Genomic DNA, 16,546 nt, shown 5'->3' with positions numbered 1-16,546 from the left:
CATTGATGTTGTATTTTTAGTTAATGTTAATAAATATTTCCATAAACTATGTTTTTAGAATCTAAATTATATATTTTTGTTGCGACAAATTTTATATAAATTAACTGAACAAATCAAAAACAATTAGAGACAAATGAAAAAAGTATTTTTTACATTAATGCTAAGCTTATCACTAACTTCAGTAAACGCACAAACTAATGAATTTTCATCTTCGAGTGTAGATCGTCAAATGGGCACTACAACTAAAGGAGGACAAAAAATCCTTCCACAAGCCGGAGATTTTGCAATAGGAATAGATCTTCTTTCGCTAGTTGGGTTAGGAGAGAGTAGCGATAAACCGAAGTTTTTCTATTCAGATGGATTTTTAGGGGATCAAAACATTGCAACAATCTATGGTAAATATTTTTTGACAGACCAAGCAGCTATCCGTGCGAAATTACATATTGGTCTTGGTTCTTCAACAAATAAAAAGATGGTTTCAAAAATAGGAGGAAATAATGAAGAACAAGTAGAAGACAAAAAAACTTTTTCAAACAATAAATTCGGTTTAACTGTAGGTTATGAAGTACGTCGTGGCTATGGACGTCTTCAAGGTTTTTTTGGACCTGAAGTAGGTGTAGGTTTTGGTTCAGAATCTACAACATTCGATCCGGGAAATGAAATAAATGCAAATACAAATGTAGTTTCTTATAAAGATAAAGAAGCTGGTAAGTTTTATGCTAAATTGGGTGGCTTTGCAGGTGTTGAATATTTCTTTGCTCCTAAGATGTCGATTGGAGGTGAAGTTGGCATTGGTTTCAATATGCAAACATCTGGTAAAGGAAATTCTACTAAAAAAAGATGGAACGCTGCAGAAGGAAGAGTAGAGGAGATATCGGAAGATGGTCTTTATTCAAGCAGTAATGTGGATTTTAAGGTTGCTTATTCTTCAGCATTAAATGTAACATTCTATTTCTAATTATGACGGACAAAATGGATTGGTACTAGGTAAGTACTACAATTTCGTAGAAAAAGAATAATATAATTAGTAAGATAGTAATCAGGTTAGCCTGATTACTATCTTTGTTTTTATTATGTCTGGATTTCTCGTAAAAAAAGTGCTACCTTTGAAATAGGAAGAAAATCACTTGTAATAGGTATATGCTATATATAAAAAAAAATATAACCCCATCTACATTGATTGGAATATGGCAAATAGAAGAATCGAGAGAAGCTTTGCTAAGTGGATTGTCGAATCATGAATGGATAGAAAATATACATACAATAAAATCAGAATCTCGGGTATTGGAGATTTTAGCAGCCCGATTACTAATAAAAGAACTCGTAGGAGAAGAAAGACAGGTTTATTACACTACCTCAGGAAAGCCTCATCTGACAGATCAGTCACATTATATAAGTGTTTCACATACTAAAAAATTTGTGGCAGTAGCCATAAATAAATTAAAGCCGGTAGGTCTTGATATAGAGCAGATTTCAGAAAAGATTCGGCGTGTGCAGAGTCGTGTGATAGGGGCGGATGAGTATATAGATCCGAATAATGAATTGATACACCTATTGTTACATTGGTCTGCAAAAGAAGCAATGTTTAAATTTCTGGATTCGGATAGTATAGATTTTCGAAAACACCTCTTTGTAGAAAACTTTGTTCCGAAAAAAGAAGGGCAATTTTTTACTTCAGAATCTCGTACCGAATCAAGGCATCAGTTTGAGGCGTATTATAACGTTGATAAAGATTTTGTAATGGTCTGCCTGGAAGAGCAGAACTGATCTTCCAGACATAATTATATTTATTTCAAAAGAAAATTGAAATCATCTTTTTCTTCAAGTTCTTTTGGTTCTTGTCCATACTTGAATATACGGGCCGATTTCTTACCTATTAATTTTAGACTTTCATTTTCGAGATTTAACATTGTTCCTTCACGAAGCCCTACAACATATAAATCCTTGTTTTCGGCGATGAATTCGTTAATGCGGTCTTCTCTTGTTTCACCTCCATGGCCTTGAGGGTGTACATCAAGATAATGAGGATTTATTTGAAAAGGGACAAGATCAATTACATCAAATCCCTTAGGGTCAATAATTGGCATATCGTTAGTAGTACGTAGAGTAGGACATGCTACATTCGATCCAGCACTCCAGCCAATATATGGAGTCCCGGTCTCTACTTTCTTCCGGATAGCTTCAATGAGTCCATTATCTCTCATTGTGCGTACCAGTTTCCATGTATTTCCTCCGCCAACAATAATAGCTTCAGTTTCTTCCACTGCTTTTACAGGATTATTGAAGTGATGAATGCCTATTACACTATGGTCTATATCCTTAAAACGGTTATTTACTTTTTCCTCATATTCGTCATACGAGAAAGTTACGGCAGCATAAGGGATAAATAAAGCTTTGATATGTTTCTCCCCTAAGAATTCTTTAATGTTTTCTTTTGGGTAATTTAAATATGCTTCTCCCGGATTGGTAGAATTGCTGATTAGTAGTAACCTCATAATAATAACTTTTTTCACAAATATACAAAACTATTTAAACATAGAGAAGGTACGAGTTTATTTTGGTTTAACAGAGGCTAAGTCGAAATTATATCTTTTCCATATTAAATTCTTGATATAGATAAAGTAAAAAAAAATGATATAGACTGATTTGATTATAAAATCATTTTTTATATTTGTTTGTATTCTTACTAAAAGACCTAAAGACATGAAAAAACGACTACTCTTATTAGCTGGTATTTTTATCATAGCAATTAGTTTATTCTCTCAAAAAACATATCTTGTAAAGAATAATAAATGCAGGGAAGCGAGTGATAGCCTTTTTCAGCAGAATATAGGCTTTGATTTTGACAAGGCTTTTAAGTTTGTTTTTGCTACAGAAGATTATTACATTGCTGATGAATTATTGTTGTCAGCTAATGAAATAATTCCTCACTCCCAATATAATAAAGGAGGCAAGGTCCTTTATGATTTTTACAACTTGGATGGTCAAAAGATTGGTTTCAAAAATGTTTACAAATATACCACTAGATATTCTTCTGGGTATGAAATATACTTTGACAGTATATATAGTATTACAAAACCTATAGATTTTGAGCTTTTAAAAAAGATTTATTCGTTATATGATACTAAACTAATTTCAGAAAAGGAAGCTAAAGAGATTGCCAAAACATATTCTCAATATAAATCGAAAGATACGAGGAGTAATAGATTATACTATCATGCTCAACTCGATAAGTTTATTTGGAGAATAGTTAAACAAAAGGGATTCAGAAATATTGAAATTGAAGAATTTGAGATTGACGCACAGGATAAGACATTGATATCATATGAAACTTATCCTTTTTATAGAAATTTAGGACAAGCTTTAAATGATAAACTATTTGGCTGTTCAGATTATTGAGAATACAATCTTTGTGCGCATAGGAAGTTTACCTTCCTTTTTTCCAATTGTCATAATCTTTTATAAATCCTCTGCACATCCAGTTAGCTAATGCTTGTCGGTTATTGGGGTCTAGAAATCTCCGTTGGTCAAAGCTATTTTGGATATTTCCCAGTTCTGCATAAATTCCGACGGGGGTTGTATTGGTTAACACATATAGTTCCCGCATACTTACTGTACCTGTAAAGCCTCGATTGGGTTGGTGTTTATCGTAGTGGCTGGCAAAAGTTTCCTGCATTGTTTTAGCTAGTTTCTTTCCTCCACTGCTGTTTTTTGCATAATAGAAAAATACATCAAGTTGTTTTTTTTGACTTCTGCTATCTAGATGAATGAAGACTGCCCTTTTATACTTTTCCTTCGTTTTTCTTGCTAAATCATTTATTTTATTACTTCTTTGTTCCAACCTCTTTAGTTGATTTAATGGTATTGTTTCGCCCATACACGTGGCACGATCGCTATTACTCAGATATCTATCGTCTCGGATACCATCTTGAGTGTCTTGTATGATAATGTGTACCGTGGCTCCTTCTTCTTGCAGGCAACGTGCGAGTCGCAAAGTGATATCGTAAGCATATTCATGTTCGTGTAGGCTGTAACCATCAACTTTTCCGATAGCTCCCGGATCGGGACCTCCATGTCCACTCGAAAGATAGAAGCAAGCACCTTTAAGTTTATTAGACTTAATGGTATATTGCTCATAAGCTGAACCAAAAAGAGGCTCTATGTATATTGGGCTACTTTCTTTGTTATTACTCTTTTTAGAGAGTTGGTCTTCTTTATTTCCTTTTGATATGGAAGGGAGGGTATAGGTCACTCCTTTTAGCAAGGTATTTCTTTTGCCCAATTTATTTTTGTTCAGTTCTAAAAACTGTTCATAATAATTATTTCCGATACGGTTGTTCCTTTTTAAAAAAGAATGTATCCCTTCTCCATCACGGGGAGAATCTTTATCGTTTTGAGAAAATATTGAATTGCAGATGCCGAAGAATAAGAATGATAGTATAATAATATTTACACGTTTCATGATTTCAATTTATATCACCTTGTTGCTGTTCTCTGTAAAGATAAGGATATCTCCATAAAACAAGAAGCCGATACTCTGAAGAGTACCGGCTTTTCATATATATTAAGAAAAATAATTCTTATTTTTTACGTTGTACGCGTTTCCATCCGTAAACAGCTCTTTCACCAAGCTCTTCTTCGATGCGAAGAAGCTGATTGTATTTAGCCATACGGTCTGTGCGGCTAAGTGAACCAGTTTTGATTTGTCCAGAGTTTGTAGCTACTGCGATATCTGCAATTGTAGCGTCTTCTGTTTCACCCGAACGGTGAGATGTTACACTTGTATAACCTGCGCGGTGAGCCATCTCTATAGCATCCAATGTCTCAGAAAGTGATCCAATTTGGTTTACTTTGATAAGGATAGAGTTAGCACATCCGGTTTCGATACCTTTTTGAAGGAAGTCAACGTTAGTAACGAATAAGTCATCACCTACTAATTGTACTTTGTCTCCGATAGCATCGGTAAGTTTTTTCCATCCGTCCCAGTCTGATTCATCCATACCGTCTTCGATAGAATCGATAGGATATTTTTCAGTAAGTTCTTTAAGGAATTTAACTTGGTCAGCAATTTTGCGTTTTGCTCCGCCTTTACCTTCAAATTTGCTATAATCGTATACTTTTGTTTCTCTGTTGAAGAATTCAGAAGCAGCACAGTCTAGAGCGATAGTGATATCTTTTCCAGCTTTGTAGCCAGCATCTTTAATAGCTTTAAGGATTGAATCCAAGGCATCTTCTGTACCGTTAAGTGCAGGAGCGAAACCACCTTCATCACCTACAGCAGTGCTAAGACCACGATCGTGAAGCACTTTCTTCAATGCGTGGAATACTTCAGCACCCATTCTCAAACCTTCTTTGAAAGATTTAGCACCGATTGGACGAATCATGAACTCTTGGAATGCGATAGGAGCATCAGAGTGTGATCCACCATTGATGATGTTCATCATAGGTACAGGTAATGTATATGTATTAGTTCCACCGATATAGCGATATAATGGCATTTCAAGGTAGTTTGCAGCAGCTTTAGCTACAGCAAGAGAAACACCAAGAATAGCATTTGCACCAAGTTTAGATTTTGTTTTAGTACCGTCAAGTTTGATCATTTTTTGGTCAATGGCTCTTTGTTCCAAAGAACTGTCACCGATCAATGCAGGAGCGATAATTTTATTTACGTTATCAACAGCTTTAGTTACACCTTTTCCACCATAACGTTTTTTGTCGCCATCGCGAAGTTCTAAAGCTTCGTTTTCTCCTGTTGATGCACCAGAAGGTACAGCAGCACGTCCTAATATGCCACATTCAAGTGTAACGTCAACTTCAATCGTAGGATTTCCTCTTGAATCCAAGATTTCACGTGCGAAAATTTTCTCGATTCTCATTGTTCTTATTAATTTAATTAAAATGAATAATATATTTTGTTTTTTCGTTTGCTATTGAGACCAACAAAAATACTCTTTTTTCTTGTATTTATAGAATTAATAGGGTGGAATTTCTCGCTTTTAGATAATGTAGGGGCGTTCTTATTTTTATATTTAGCAATTTCGTATAACAAATACTCTTTGTGTCATGGTGTAAAGGGAAATGCCCTTTTATTCTTATATAGGGGGTAGACTTTTTTAAGCTCAGGATAACCGAATATAAAATATATTATTCTTTATCTATATTGAACAGATAAAAGCAGACTAATAAAGGTAACAATAACTTGTTATTTTATTTTTTGTCGAAAAGTGTCACTTTTGTCACCTTTTTAGAAAAAGCTATTTGATGTTGCTTGTATTGTTGGAAACTATAATTCGTCAAAATAATAGAATCTCGGATATGTTTTATAACTTGCATTTGTTTTATTTCGTCTATTAAGATTAACTAAAAAGAGAATGTTATGCTACCTGCTAATTACCAGCAACTAAAAGAAGTGTTGTCGAAAACACTTCCGGCCAAACGTATAATAACGAACCCGTTGCAACTTCTGGCTTATGGAACAGATGCCAGTTTTTATCGGCTGATACCCAAAATAGTTGTGCAGGTACATACCGAGGACGAAGCTGTTGAGGTGATACGGCAGACGGGTAAATTAAATATACCTGTAACATATCGTGCTGCTGGAACAAGCCTATCGGGACAGGCAATTACCGACTCAGTGCTTATGGTGGCAACACACGAGTGGCGGAAGTATACAATTTTGGATGATAATGGTCTGAAAGTACGATTACAACCGGGTATAACCGGAGCAAGGGCGAATATCTATTTGAAACCTTTCGGTCGGAAAATAGGGCCGGATCCGGCATCGATCAATGCTGCTATGATTGGAGGTATAGCTGCAAATAATGCAAGTGGAATGTGTTGCGGTACAGCGCAAAATTCATATAAAACCATAGCTGATATCCGTATTGTACTTTATGATGGCACTATTCTCGATACGGCAGATGAAGATAGTAAAAACTCATTTTTTAAGAGCCATCCGGAAATTCTAAAAGGGATAGAGCAACTGAGAGAAGATGTTAAGTCTGATAAAGTATTAGCGGAACGAATAAAACGAAAATTTAAGATTAAAAATACTACGGGATACAGTCTAAATGCATTAGTGGATTATGAAGACCCTTTTGATATTATCAAGCATTTAATGATAGGTTCGGAGGGAACGTTAGCTTTTATATCCGATATAACATATTATACTGTAATAGATGAAAAATATAAGGCATGTGCTTTGATGATATTTGAAACTATCGAATTGGCTTGTGAGGCAGTGCCTTTTCTGCGGGAAAGCCCAGTCTCTGCTGTAGAATTACTAGATAGAGATTCCATCCGTTCGGTTGAGGACGATCCGGATGCTCCTGACTATTTTCGTAAAATGCCTGAAACAGCCTGTGTGCTTTTAGTGGAAATACAAGCTAATAAGAAAGCGGATATGGATATGAAAGAAGCAGTGATTCGTAAAGCTGTTGAAACAATACCTACAATCCAACCATATATTTTTACATCAGACCCAAGGGAATATAATTTCAACTGGAAAGCGCGTAAAGGTTTGCTTTCTTCTGTTGGCGGTTTAAGAAAAACCGGAACTACATGTATCATCGAAGACGTGGCCTTTCCTGTACCTCGTTTGGCTGAGGCATGTATAGCTTTAAAGGCATTATTCAAGAAATATGAATATCACGATGCAGTTCTTTTCGGTCATGCTCTTGAAGGTAATTTACATCTGAACTTTTCTCAGGATTTTAGTACTGCAAGTGAAGTCCAACGCTATGCGGATATGATGGATGAATTAGCTGATATTGTAGTCAACAGATTCGACGGATCTCTTAAAGCCGAACATGGTACGGGCCGAAATATGGCTCCTTTTGTCGAAAAAGAATGGGGGGAGGTAGCTTATAAAATAATGCTCAGAATAAAGAAAATATTTGACCCACATCATTTAATAAATCCGGGTGTAATAATTAATGAAAATCCTAAGATACACCTTGAAAACCTGAAGCCTTTACCTGCTGTAAACGAAATAGTTGATAAATGTATGGAGTGTGGATTTTGTGAGCCGAATTGCGTATCGGAAGGATTGACATTATCTCCTCGGCAGCGTATCGTTATTGCCCGTGAAGTGTCACGTTTGAAAGTACAAGGTGAAGATTCAGTACGCCTCAAACAGATGTTGCATGATGCCAAGTATTATTCGAATGAGACTTGTGCCACCGATGGGCTTTGTGGTTTGGTTTGCCCGGTCAAGATAGATACAGGTAAGTTTATAAAAGATTTGCGACATAATGAGGCTTCGGATACTGCTAAGAGCGTAGCTTCGTATATTGGAAACAGGATGAACGGTGCGACTTCAATATTACGTGGAGGTCTTAATTTTGTTCACTTTTTCCATTCCATACTGGGCGATACACTTATGGGAGGATTAGCATCGGCAATGAGAACACTCTCCTTTAATGCTATTCCAAAATGGAATAAAGATATGCCGCAAGGAGCTCGTAAAATAAAAGAAACAGTAGTCAATCAAGGACAGCCTGACAAAGTAGTTTATTTTCCATCTTGCATAAATCGTTCGATGGGTAAATCGAAAGGATATGACAATGAGGATGTGGAACTAACACGTAAAACTCAAGAGTTACTTCAGCGTGCAGGTTTTACTATTATTTATCCCGAAGGAATAAATAATCTTTGCTGTGGTATGGCATTCAGCAGTAAAGGGCTGAAAGAAGAAGGAATGCGTAAGTCGAAAGAGTTGGAAGACGCTTTGTTGAAAGCATCAGAAGGAGGAAAGTATCCCGTACTATTCGATATGAGCCCTTGCTTCTATACATTTCATGAAGCCAATGATAATAAGGATTTGAAGATATATGATCCAATAGAGTTTATGCTCGATTTTGTAATGCCTCGATTGGAAGTAAAGCATCCTCGCCAAGTAGTGGCAGTATTTCCTGTTTGTTCGGTAAAGAAAATAGGTATGGAACAGAAACTGTTGCAATTGGCCGAAATGTGTTCGAAAGAAGTTACTTTAGTAGAAAGTAATTGTTGTGGCTTTGCCGGAGACAGGGGATTTACTTATCCGGAACTCAATGCTCATGGACAGCGTCATCTGAATGAACAGATACCTGCTGATTGTGAAGATGGGTATTCAACAAGCCGTACGTGCGAAATAGGAATGAGTGAGTACAGTGACATTAATTTCAAGTCTATATTTTATTTGATTGATGAGGTAACAAGATGATGATTAATTATCTATATGTGGTATTTACTATAAAGTAAATAGGTGTAAAAAATATTGATGTAATAAATAAATTTTATTAAAACAAGTGAATGTATTTTCTAATCTATTACCTTTGTTCTTGATATGAAAAAGTTTGGCCAATCAATTATAATTATAATCGTTGCTGCTACTGTGTTTCTCACGGGTGCCGGAGTAACTGTTATAGACTACTGTTGTTCTTCATGTGGTGGTCAGACTCTTTTTTTGACACAACAACATATCTGTTGTATTGAAGATACTCATGGGAACGATAGCGAAGTAATGAGTTGTTGTTCTATGGAGAAAGTATCAAAAGAAGATACTTATGATAATGTCTCTTATACAAAAGATCCTCATTGTTCCGCTTCACGTGTAACTGTAGATATAGATGCATCTTCTTTCCGACCTCATGTTATAATTCCTTTTGTATGGATTTCAGATGCTTCTTATCATGTAGCACTTACAAATACTTTGCTGCAAAGGACGGATAGCGCAAATGGCTTTATAAACTCTAAATCGCCGCCAGAGATACTCCCGAGAGAATATCTGTCTCTTATTCGGGTACTTATTATTTGATTCATTAAATATACTTGTCTTGTATATCGGTCTGATATACAAGGATACCTTATTGTATATTTATAAACATTATTCAGAATCAAATGAAAGCAATAATTCTATCTATATTTTTACTATTATTTACTACACATACTCTTGCCAAAGACATCCTTAAGGGATATGTGTTTGATAGCCAGAAACAACCTTTAATAGGAGCTAGTGTACATTGGGAAAATTCCAAAGCAGCTGTAGTCACGAATGAAGAAGGATACTTCGAAATAGCAGGAACTCCACATAAAGATCATATGTTAGAGATTAACTATATTGGTTTTAAAGATAAAGTGGTTCACATACATACTTTTAGTGATGTGCAAAATATTGTGTTGGATGAAGATAATGAATTAGGTGAGGTGATTATAGAAAAGACGCCTCCGGGAACAATTAAGTCGCGCACAAGTCTCTTACATACAGAGAAGATAACAACAAAAGAGTTGCATCGAGCAGCTTGTTGTAATCTGTCAGAGAGTTTCGAGACAAACCCTTCTGTAGATGTATCTTTTAGTGATGCTGTAACAGGGGCCAAGCAAATCCAATTGCTAGGTTTGGCAGGGACCTATGTGCAGACTCTTACTGAAAATTATCCGAATTTGCGAGGTACGGCTTCTGTCTATGGACTCGACTATATTCCTGGTCCCTGGATGGAAAGTATTCAGATTTCAAAAGGTGCGGCTTCAGTTAAAAATGGATATGAGTCGATAACAGGTCAGATGAATATTGAGTATAAGAAGCCTAATACAGCCGACCCGTTGAGTTTGAATGTTTTTGCCAGTGATGCCGGACGATATGAAGCAAATGCTGACGCGGCATTCATATTGAATGATAAATTGAATACCGGAGTATTTGTTCATTATTCGAATGAGACTGCATCGCATGATGATAATGATGATGGTTTTCTGGATGCTCCTAAAAAACATCAATTTAACTTGATGAACCGTTGGCATTATATGTCAGGGAAATATGCTTCACAATTCGGATTCCGTTTTTTGCAAGATTATCGTACCAGCGGACAAACGATGCATACCTTGCTTCCATCTTCGATAAACAAGGATAATCCTTATCAAATCTCAGTTAATGCAAATAGAGGGGAATTTTATACAAAGAACTCTTATATATTAGATGAGGAACGGAATGGGAATATTGCGCTCATATTTACCGGTTCGTATCATGATCAGAAGTCTCAATATGCTATCAATCGATATAATGTATATGGTAATAATTTGTATGCTTCTTTAATGTATGAAACAAGTTTTGGTCCGAAGCACCAATTGAGTGCGGGACTTAGTATGAATTGGGATAAATACAATCAAACAACCTTCCTGGCTCAACCTATTGCCTCACAGCCGGACGAAGAAACTGTTACAGGAGGCTACCTTCAATATACTTTCAATTTGGATGACAAGTTTATAGCACTGGCTGGTTTTCGCACAGACTATAGTTCGCTTCATAAGAAGACATTTGTAACACCTCGCCTACATTTGAAGTATATGCCGGTAGAATGGCTCAATATGAGAGCATCGGCTGGTAAAGGTTATCGTACTGTTTTTGTAATGCCTGAGAATAGTTACTATTTAGCAAGTAGCCGTAAGATAGAGATAGCTGACAATCTAAGTCAGGAAGCAGCTTGGAATTATGGAACAAGCATATCTTTTCATATTCCAATTAAAGGCGAAGAACTGACTATATCCGGAGAATGGTATCGGACCGATTTCGATAATCAGGTTGTTACTGATGTCGACTCTGATCCTCATGCCGTAAAGTTCTATAATCTGGAAGACAAATCGTATGCCAATAGTTATCAGGTAGAAGTATCTTATCCTTTATTTAGAGGCTTTAATATTCTAGGTGCTTATCGCTGGACTGACGCTAAAACTGAATATGGAGGTAAATTGATGAAAAAACCTTTAATCAGCGACTATAAAGCACTGGTAACAGGTTCGTACGAGACCAGACTGAAAAAATGGGCTTTTGATCTTACTGCTCAGTTTAATGGTGGTGGTCGTATGCCCACTCCGGATGCGGTCAATCCTCTATGGAGTACAACTTTCGACTCCTTCACTATTCTCAATGCTCAGATTACAAAGAATTTCCGTAATTGGAGTATTTATGTAGGAGCAGAAAATATTACGGACTTTAAACAAAAGAACCCTATTATCTCTTCTGAAAACCCATTCAGCAACGATTTTGATGCTACAATGGTATGGGGGCCTACAATGGGTCGTAAGTTCTATGTTGGGCTAAGATATGCAATAGGAAAGTAAGAATCTTGACTATATTTGAAGCGTTAAGAGTCGGTGCTCTTAACGCTTTCTCTATTCTTCAAAATAATATTCGAACTCAAAAGCCAGACTATTATAAGCTTCCCGTTTTATAAGATTATTATCGTCTTTGTATATAGATAATTTTTCCAGAATCCAATCAGCTTGTTCTTTACATTGTCTTCCTATCTGTTTTAGAGCAAGTGATGCAGCGTTTCTTATAAATGTATTATCAGATATAACATCATTTAAGATGGAGCTGAATGCGTCGAATGATACAGGGGTTGCTTTTTTTGTGAGGAATAATCGTGTCAGCAACCAATAACCGGTTGTACGTGTACCTTCATTATCCGAGTTAGACCACATTAATGCCAACTGATTGGCAAAAGGAAGATTTTGAAACAGGTTGAGACAAACTTGTTCCCTTATCTCTTGATTGGGAATCTCAGTTACCCACACATTGGCAGTCTCTTGATTGAAATCATTTATCGGATAAAGTAACGTTGCCAGAATTTTTAACTCCCGAGTATCCTCTAACCATAGCGTAGCTGCTAATGTTGCATCAGGTTGATAACGAGTAGCTAAATCTTTTATTTGTTGGATATTCAGTCCAAAGTTGACTTTGTATGTAAGTCCTCGTTGTCGCATGCTTGTAGAAGCTACTCCATTCATAGACAAACGACAGCGGGTACGGATATCTTTTATTATATTTTGCATAAGTATGTAAACCAATCTGTTTCCTTATACTTCAAAATCTACAGCTTTTCTGTCTATTACAGCTTCTCTGATGAAAGGTAATAACGCTTGATGTAATGGATGATTTTGGTAAATATCCAAGTCTTCTTTTTTTGATAATTCGGAATAAAGGACTACATCGAAGTTTCCTCCTCCCAGAAAATCTATCCCCACTTCTAATTTTAATAAACCGTCTATTTTTCCGTTGAGGGCTTCCAGTTTTTCTTTAATAAGTTTAGCATTTGTAGCTTTGTCATTTCCTTGAGACTCTTCTTTGAGTTTCCACATTACGATATGTTTAATCATAACTAAATTTTTATATTTATAATTACTTTATATAGTCGGCCGGAGTTACTTGTATTTCAGCAAATAGATTACCGTCCATTGTGTAATAAGCATATATGAGATTCATTTTTTCTTTTCTAAACATATCCAGATCTTCTCCCTTTGCAGTTTGCAGGCCCAGAGTGAGAGCCGGTTTTGTATTTCTGATAAATTCTTCCGCCGATACTGCCGGAGTTTGTGTAAAAGTGTAATAATACTTAAACTCGGTTTTCGATACGGCCTCTACCTTGTCTATCCTTATTCCTCCCGGTATTGGCATAGGCATTTTTTTGTTGGTTTCTTTAGCCAGTTTTATAAATTTAGCCTTAGCCGGTTCTTTTTGTTGGTCTGATACAGAAGATGTCTCTGTATTATTTTCTTTGGATGATTTAGATCCACATCCGCTATTTAATACTAAAAACAGGCAGCAAAATATTGTAACAACTATAATCTTTCTCATAATCTAACTAAGTTTTAATTGATTGATAAATAAGCAGTCCAGACTTTTTATTTTTTTAAATAATCTTTTCCTGTTCTTGCAAATGATGACTTCAAAGATAGCATATTATCCTTATATTTTTATATTAATAAAAAAGCTGGCTAGTAATAATATGTTTAGAAGTGTTACAATGATAGCGATCCCATAAAGCAGAATTTTCGTCCATAAAGTATTCGCATATTTCCCCATAACTTTTTTAGAGGATGTTAATCTTACTTGCAAAAAAACTGTAATAGGTAGTTGCATACTCAAAATAGCTTGTGATATGATAAGGCCTTTAAATGGATCTCCGATCATAAAAATTATAAGCAAGCCTACCCCGAGCGATATCAGAATACCGATACGAGAATGGATATCTTTAATGTTATATGGTTCGTTGTACATACCTGCAAATATAGATCCTGCGGCAATACCCGATGTCATGGATGAAGAAATACCCGCCAACAATAATGCAATAGCAAATATGATAACTGCATTTTCTCCTAATAAGGGTTGTAATAAAGAGTGTGCTTGTTGGAGATCGTCAACTACTACACCTTGTTTGAAAAATGTTGCAGCGGCAAGCAGAATCATGGCACTGTTGATAGCCCAACCTATAAGCATCGAAAAGAAAGTGTCGAAAAATTCATATTTAAGTTGCTTTTCCATTACCTTTTCATCTTGCAGATTCCATTGTCGGCTCTGTATAACCTCCGAGTGTAGAAAAAGATTGTGTGGCATTACTACTGCCCCAAGTACACTCATTACAATAAGCATCGACCCTTGCGGTATAGATGGAACCACCCATGATTGCGCAGCTTCGCCCCATTCGATATCGACTAGAAATAATTCATAAATGAAAGACAAGCCAATCATAGAAACAAAGAAAATGATATACCTCTCAATCTTCTTATATGAATTGGAAAACATCATAATGAAAACGAATATAGCTACAAGTACCGATCCTATTTTTATAGGAATATCGAACAACATATTCAAGGCAATAGCACCTCCTAGTATTTCGGCTAGTGAGGTAGATATGGATGCTCCGATTGCAGACCAAAGTACAACCCGTGAACCGATGTGTGGAAGATATTTGTTCGCGGCCTCTGAAAGACAAAGTCCTGTTACAATACCTAAGTGGGCTACATTATGTTGCAAAATAATCAACATGATAGTGGAAAGCGTTACAACCCATAAAAGTGCATAACCAAATTCTGAACCTGCAGCAAAATTTGAAGCCCAATTACCCGGATCTATGAAGCCCACAGTGACAAGAAGTCCAGGGCCTATATACTTCATAACTTCGAGTATACTTGATTTTTGCTTCGTGTTGATTGTATTATAGTCCTTTTTTAATTTCTTGAATAGATTTCTCATTTGTATATCTCTATTTTAACTAAAAGGTGACAAAAGTGACAGTTTTCGCCTTGTTTTTTTATTTGTAAATCTTTCTTTCCAATTTTGGATATAATATATAGATAATTAAATGAAGTTCTTATCTTATCTTTTTCTCATTTCTGATAGACGAAGCATACACACCAAACAAAGATAGCATCAGACAAATGGCGAATGTGATACGCATACTGGTAATGAGTTCGGCATGTACGTTCGGCGATAATTGAATATTTCCGATAACCAATGAAATAGACATGATAGCAATACCCATACTGAAAGCTTGTCCTGTCAGACGCATTGTGCCCATAGTTGCAGATGCTAAACCGTAATGTTTCTTATCCACCGAACTCATAATAATATTTGTGTTAGGGGAGGAAAATATTCCAAAGCCTAATCCTAAAATTATCAAAACAATAGCCAGATATAAATAACTGGTGGTTGCTGATATAAAGCATAATCCGATTAATCCAACAGAAAGTATAGCCATGCCTAGTGTAGCTAATGTTGCCGCTGGCATTTTATCTGATAGTTTACCTGATTTAAGGGAGACTAAAGCTTGTACTACCGATTGGATAATTAAGATAAAACCCGCATCGCGAGGTGATAGTCCTCGTACATATTGTAGATATAAACTCAACATAAAGGATATGGCAAAGGTCGCAGAATAGTTTATGAGAGCAGAAAGACCCGACATGCGAAATATTCTGTTCTCCAGAAAGACGCGAATGTTGAATACGGGGTATTCTTGTTTCTTTTCATAAAGGGCAAAATAAATCAGGATTATAGTTCCTATTCCTATTAAAATAAAACCATGTGAGTGAGGTAATTCCGAGAAGCCATAAATCAAAGATGATAAACCTATTGCAAATAGGATAGATCCGACTATATCGAATTTTCCGGGCTTGTCCTCTTTAAAATCATCCTTTATTACAAGATAACCACTGATAGCAACTATTAAACTTATAAAAGCCGACAAAAAGAAAATACTATGCCAATTAAAGTATTGAGTTAGTAAGCCTCCTAAGAATGGCCCGGCTGCGAGCGAGAAGTATACAGTTGCTGCAACAATACCTAGTGACTGGCCACGTTTCTCAATAGGAATGGATGAGGTGAGGATAGCTGTGCTCGTGCCAAACATCATTGCACTGCCAAACCCCGCAAGAAAACGATATATAATCAATGTTGTTCCGGTACTGGCTAATCCACTTAATAAGGAAAAGATTGTCAATACAATAACACCTGCTACAAAGACCTTTTTACGGCCTATCATATCAGCTATTCGGGCACATGGGATTTGAAATATAGCCGTCGACAGCATATAAGATGTCGGAATCCATCCCGATGTAATGGCATCCAAAGATAATTCGTTGTTGATGTATGGTAAAGCCAGATTTAACGCTGATCCCAGAAAGGGTACAAGAGAAGAGGCTAGGCATATGGTAAATAATAATGTACCGGTATTTGACTTTGTCTGTATATTGCCCATATATTATTTGTTAAGTATTCATCACCTTTTATAAA

General features: G+C 36.1%; 14 protein-coding genes. 6 read left to right on the top strand and 8 right to left on the bottom strand.

Annotated elements, in window-relative coordinates; translation table 11 throughout:
* Positions 1 to 133 precede the first annotated feature (133 nt).
* A complete protein-coding gene (locus JGH11_RS07530) occupies positions 134 to 958 on the top strand; it encodes a hypothetical protein (protein ID WP_201110965.1) in 825 nt (274 codons plus the stop codon).
* 182 nt (positions 959 to 1,140) lie between these two features.
* Positions 1,141 to 1,767 carry a 4'-phosphopantetheinyl transferase superfamily protein gene (locus JGH11_RS07525; RefSeq protein ID WP_201110964.1) on the top strand — a complete coding sequence of 209 codons (627 nt, stop codon included), beginning with the start codon at positions 1,141 to 1,143 and terminating at the stop codon, positions 1,765 to 1,767.
* Between the two features lie 20 nt (positions 1,768 to 1,787).
* On the opposite strand, the gene pepE is transcribed toward JGH11_RS07525, so the two are convergent.
* Positions 1,788 to 2,495 (bottom strand): dipeptidase PepE, encoded by a 708-nt coding sequence (gene pepE, locus JGH11_RS07520; protein ID WP_201110963.1) that lies wholly within the window; start codon positions 2,493 to 2,495, stop codon positions 1,788 to 1,790.
* Positions 2,496 to 2,703: 208 nt separating this feature from the next.
* On the opposite strand from pepE, the gene JGH11_RS07515 reads away from it, so the two are divergent.
* Complete coding sequence (locus tag JGH11_RS07515) at positions 2,704 to 3,399, top strand: hypothetical protein (protein ID WP_201110962.1); 696 nt, start codon at positions 2,704 to 2,706, stop codon at positions 3,397 to 3,399.
* Positions 3,400 to 3,427: 28 nt separating this feature from the next.
* Here JGH11_RS07515 and JGH11_RS07510 read toward each other — a convergent pair whose 3' ends face one another.
* Both JGH11_RS07510 and eno read right to left on the bottom strand, forming a co-directional pair.
* Positions 3,428 to 4,462 carry an N-acetylmuramoyl-L-alanine amidase gene (locus JGH11_RS07510; protein ID WP_201110961.1) on the bottom strand — a complete coding sequence of 345 codons (1,035 nt, stop codon included), beginning with the start codon at positions 4,460 to 4,462 and terminating at the stop codon, positions 3,428 to 3,430.
* Positions 4,463 to 4,580: 118 nt separating this feature from the next.
* Positions 4,581 to 5,876 carry a phosphopyruvate hydratase gene (gene eno / locus JGH11_RS07505; protein ID WP_201110960.1) on the bottom strand — a complete coding sequence of 432 codons (1,296 nt, stop codon included), beginning with the start codon at positions 5,874 to 5,876 and terminating at the stop codon, positions 4,581 to 4,583.
* A 500-nt stretch (positions 5,877 to 6,376) separates the two neighbouring features.
* On the opposite strand from eno, the gene JGH11_RS07500 reads away from it, so the two are divergent.
* From JGH11_RS07500 to JGH11_RS07490, 3 genes are all read left to right on the top strand, one after another.
* Positions 6,377 to 9,202 (top strand): FAD-binding and (Fe-S)-binding domain-containing protein, encoded by a 2,826-nt coding sequence (locus JGH11_RS07500; protein ID WP_201110959.1) that lies wholly within the window; start codon positions 6,377 to 6,379, stop codon positions 9,200 to 9,202.
* 123 nt (positions 9,203 to 9,325) lie between these two features.
* A complete protein-coding gene (locus JGH11_RS07495) occupies positions 9,326 to 9,796 on the top strand; it encodes a hypothetical protein (protein WP_201110958.1) in 471 nt (156 codons plus the stop codon).
* Positions 9,797 to 9,879: 83 nt separating this feature from the next.
* Positions 9,880 to 12,093: a TonB-dependent receptor gene (locus JGH11_RS07490; protein ID WP_201110957.1), complete on the top strand. Its 2,214-nt coding sequence runs from the start codon at positions 9,880 to 9,882 to the stop codon at positions 12,091 to 12,093.
* Between the two features lie 51 nt (positions 12,094 to 12,144).
* On the opposite strand, the gene JGH11_RS07485 is transcribed toward JGH11_RS07490, so the two are convergent.
* The 5 genes from JGH11_RS07485 to JGH11_RS07465 form a co-directional block, all read right to left on the bottom strand.
* A complete protein-coding gene (locus JGH11_RS07485; protein WP_201110956.1) occupies positions 12,145 to 12,807 on the bottom strand; it encodes a DNA alkylation repair protein in 663 nt (220 codons plus the stop codon).
* A 24-nt stretch (positions 12,808 to 12,831) separates the two neighbouring features.
* Complete coding sequence (locus JGH11_RS07480; RefSeq protein ID WP_201110955.1) at positions 12,832 to 13,131, bottom strand: Dabb family protein; 300 nt, start codon at positions 13,129 to 13,131, stop codon at positions 12,832 to 12,834.
* Positions 13,132 to 13,153: 22 nt separating this feature from the next.
* A complete protein-coding gene (locus JGH11_RS07475; RefSeq protein ID WP_201110954.1) occupies positions 13,154 to 13,609 on the bottom strand; it encodes a hypothetical protein in 456 nt (151 codons plus the stop codon).
* Between the two features lie 111 nt (positions 13,610 to 13,720).
* The gene (locus JGH11_RS07470; RefSeq protein WP_201110953.1) at positions 13,721 to 15,007 is read right to left on the bottom strand and encodes an Nramp family divalent metal transporter; all 1,287 of its coding nucleotides are present in this window, start codon (positions 15,005 to 15,007) and stop codon (positions 13,721 to 13,723) included.
* Between the two features lie 118 nt (positions 15,008 to 15,125).
* The gene (locus tag JGH11_RS07465; RefSeq protein WP_201110952.1) at positions 15,126 to 16,511 is read right to left on the bottom strand and encodes an MFS transporter; all 1,386 of its coding nucleotides are present in this window, start codon (positions 16,509 to 16,511) and stop codon (positions 15,126 to 15,128) included.
* Between the last annotated feature and the right edge of the window lie 35 nt (positions 16,512 to 16,546).

It is taken from the genome of Dysgonomonas sp. Marseille-P4677, assembly GCF_016652235.1.
Lineage (GTDB): Bacteria > Bacteroidota > Bacteroidia > Bacteroidales > Dysgonomonadaceae > Dysgonomonas.
The sequence above is the reverse complement of the archived record's forward strand: the minus strand, read 5'-3'. Positions and strand labels throughout refer to the sequence as shown.